General features: G+C 56.5%; 4 protein-coding genes. 2 read left to right on the top strand and 2 right to left on the bottom strand.

The window, feature by feature from the left end; translation table 11 throughout:
* Positions 1-70 precede the first annotated feature (70 nt).
* Positions 71-1,015, top strand: coding sequence for an IS1595 family transposase (locus ACVJNE_RS24175; protein WP_499569270.1), 945 nt, complete (start codon positions 71-73; stop codon positions 1,013-1,015).
* A 178-nt stretch (positions 1,016-1,193) separates the two neighbouring features.
* Here ACVJNE_RS24175 and ACVJNE_RS24180 read toward each other — a convergent pair whose 3' ends face one another.
* A complete protein-coding gene (locus tag ACVJNE_RS24180) occupies positions 1,194-1,946 on the bottom strand; it encodes a DUF3800 domain-containing protein (RefSeq protein WP_499569271.1) in 753 nt (250 codons plus the stop codon).
* 6 nt (positions 1,947-1,952) lie between these two features.
* Here ACVJNE_RS24180 and ACVJNE_RS24185 point away from each other — a divergent pair, with 6 nt between their 5' ends.
* Entirely contained in the window at positions 1,953-2,114 is a 162-nt protein-coding gene (locus ACVJNE_RS24185) for a hypothetical protein (protein ID WP_499569272.1), read from the top strand.
* Positions 2,115-2,459: 345 nt separating this feature from the next.
* Here ACVJNE_RS24185 and ACVJNE_RS24190 read toward each other — a convergent pair whose 3' ends face one another.
* Positions 2,460-2,654: a hypothetical protein gene (locus ACVJNE_RS24190; protein WP_499569273.1), complete on the bottom strand. Its 195-nt coding sequence runs from the start codon at positions 2,652-2,654 to the stop codon at positions 2,460-2,462.
* Between the last annotated feature and the right edge of the window lie 65 nt (positions 2,655-2,719).

Consider the following 2,719-nt stretch of genomic DNA (forward strand, 5'->3'; position numbering starts at 1 on the left):
GGGCGATTATATATTTGACAAACCCATTCGGACGGGTTAGAAAGATTCCAGTCACTTAGGAACTTTCGCCATGTCCGTTCTGTCCCGCCCCTACTTCCACGACGAAGCCGCAGCCTTCGAGCATGTCGAGGGCATCCTGTGGCCGCAGGGCCCGGTCTGCCATCACTGCGGTTCAATGGAAAAGCACTACGCATTGAAGGGCGTCCGCACGAAGGCTTCTAAGAAAAACCCGGAAGGCGTTGAGCGTCACGGCCTCTACAAGTGCTCGTCCTGCCGTAAGCAGTTCACGGTTCGCATGGGTACGATATTCGAGGAAAGCCACCTGCCGCTTCACAAATGGCTTCAGGCGATCCACCTGATGTGTTCGTCAAAGAAGGGCATCAGCGCGCACCAGCTGCACCGCGTTCTGGAATGCACCTACAAGACCGCGTGGTTCCTTGCGCACCGCATTCGCGAAGCCATGCGCTCGGATGACTTCACACCCATGGGCGGCCTCACTGGTGGCGTGGTCGAGGCCGACGAGACCTACATCGGTCGTCTGTCTGGCATCCCGAAGGACGCGAAGGGTCCGGCGCACAAGAACATGGTTCTGACACTTGTGGAGCGTGGCGGCGCTGCTCGCTCGTTCCACATCGACACTGCTACGGTTGCGCAGGTTGTCCCGCTCGTTCGCCAGAACATCGCGAAAGAGTCCATTCTGATGACCGACGAGAGCCACATCTATAAGCGCGTCGGTCAGGAGTTCTTGGGCCACTACACCGTGAACCACAGTGAGAAGGAATACGTTCGCGGTTCCGTCACGACGAACACCGTCGAAGGCTACTACTCAATCTTCAAGCGCGGCATGAAGGGCGTGTATCAGCATTGCGCAGAACACCACCTGCACCGCTATCTGGCAGAGTTCGATTTCCGCTACACGTTCCGCGCCGCTCGCGGCGTTGATGATGGCGTCCGCTCGCTGCTGGCTTTGCAGGGCTTCAAAGGCAAGCGCCTCACCTACCGGCCAGTTGGTTGAGGCAAAGAAGGGCCACTACCGCAAGCCGGTACAACTATCACTTCCCCTGTGGAAAAAGCGCGGAAACCGCAGAAAGAAATCTTGACTCATTGACGGATTCGAGTCCGTCACCTAGATTCGGTTCGTCGGGGATGCGGCGATTGCATCAGGGGTCGCGAGGCCCCGCCCGACGGCTCTCTCAAGGCTTCCCCGGAAATCTGACTAGGCCGAAGCCCCAAACTTTTCCTTTGGGGCTGGTGCGCAGCGCAGGCTTAATAAGCCGCGCATAGTGTGTTTGCCCCGTATTCATTGCCCGGCCGATTGCGCCGGCAACCAAGTCGACCAATTGAATGCCGACGCTGTGATGTGACGGTGTCAGAAATATCGTTTCTACATAATTCTCATACGAACTGACAAAGCTGTTCTCGTTATCGACAAGCGCGTGGTGGTGCTTTCGGAATCCTTCGTCCTGCTTCTTGCCTCTGTGGTCAGCAACGATGATGCCGAATTGTTTGCTGCCTACGATCCGGCTCACATCCTGTAGAAAATACTGGAAGCGCTCTGAGACGGGTTTGTAGGTGTAGTGGTAGAGGTCATCCTGGTCGGCTACATAGCCCGTAGCGTACGCCGCATCGCAGTCGGCAAGACAAGCAACAACCTTCACGCTCTTTCGTTTTGTGATGATCTCAAACAAGGATTCCCGAAACGCGCGCCTCTGCCCTTCATCGAGGTGAGCAACGGAATTGTCGGGGTCGTCGTTGTCAGGGCCGAAGTATCTCCACTTGATTTCGCCGGTCACCTCAAACTTGGCCTTCGTTCTGCGCACTTCGTCGGCAATGCCGTGCCATTGCGCCTCGTGCATGATAAGGCCAGCGATGATAAAATAGGGACGATTGCCCACCTTGCCGGGCTTGGGGGGGCTTCCACTTTCGTCTATAAAGCATAGGTGCATTCACCAATGACGACAGCAGCCTCCAAAAAGAGTCAAGTGGACAAGTTCCGCGAAGCCGCCCGCGAACTCGAAACGGACGAGCGCGAGGATCGTTTTGACGCACTGGTAAGGCAGATCGCGAAGTCGCCGCCGCAGCCTTCGAAGAAGGGCGACGCTGACAAAGAGTGACAGGGAAGCTCTGGACGAGCTACCCCAAATCAGACTATGCCCCTATATGGAGGTGAGGGGCTGGGCGTGAACCCAACCCCTCTTGGAGTGACCCGCTAACCTATTGGGCCTGCGAACCAAGCCGGGTGGTGAGACCCGATCGTGGCCCGGGGTATCCCGCGAATCGCCGATTCGCGACGGGATGGCCCTTTATACAGAAAGCAACGCGCGGAACGGAGTCGCCCCGCGACTTTTTCCCTCGTGTTCCCGAGAATAATAAGCCCGCCAATGAGCGGGCTTTTTCTATGGTGAAGGAGTCAACGATGAAGACGGCAACTGAGTGTGCTGGGCGTCCAGCACTTACGCTTACAGTCTCCCAGCTTTCTTCGTTATATAGGTCGCCAGCACATCCAGATTGTGATCGATGGCGGACAGGGAGGTCGCGATATGTTCCAAGGCCTCCGCGATTTTCTCGTCAGTTGGCATTGATCCGTCAATGTCTGGTGTCGGCTGGAATGGCCTTGCTACACCTTTCGGCCCGTATTTCCTGATGCGTTTCATACTGCCCTCCCTTGCTGATTACACATCCTACAGCAAGGCGTGGGTTTGTCAAATATACAATCGCC

The organism is Mesorhizobium sp. DxT, assembly GCF_058448885.1.

Excerpts from the sequence above, each read along its gene's own strand:
- ACVJNE_RS24175 (WP_499569270.1), top strand. The coding sequence starts at position 71 with ATGTCCGTTCTGTCCCGCCCCTACTTCCACGACGAAGCCGCAGCCTTC.
- ACVJNE_RS24180 (WP_499569271.1), bottom strand. The coding sequence starts at position 1,946 with ATGCACCTATGCTTTATAGACGAAAGTGGAAGCCCCCCCAAGCCCGGC.
- ACVJNE_RS24185 (WP_499569272.1), top strand. The coding sequence starts at position 1,953 with ATGACGACAGCAGCCTCCAAAAAGAGTCAAGTGGACAAGTTCCGCGAA.
- ACVJNE_RS24190 (WP_499569273.1), bottom strand. The coding sequence starts at position 2,654 with ATGAAACGCATCAGGAAATACGGGCCGAAAGGTGTAGCAAGGCCATTC.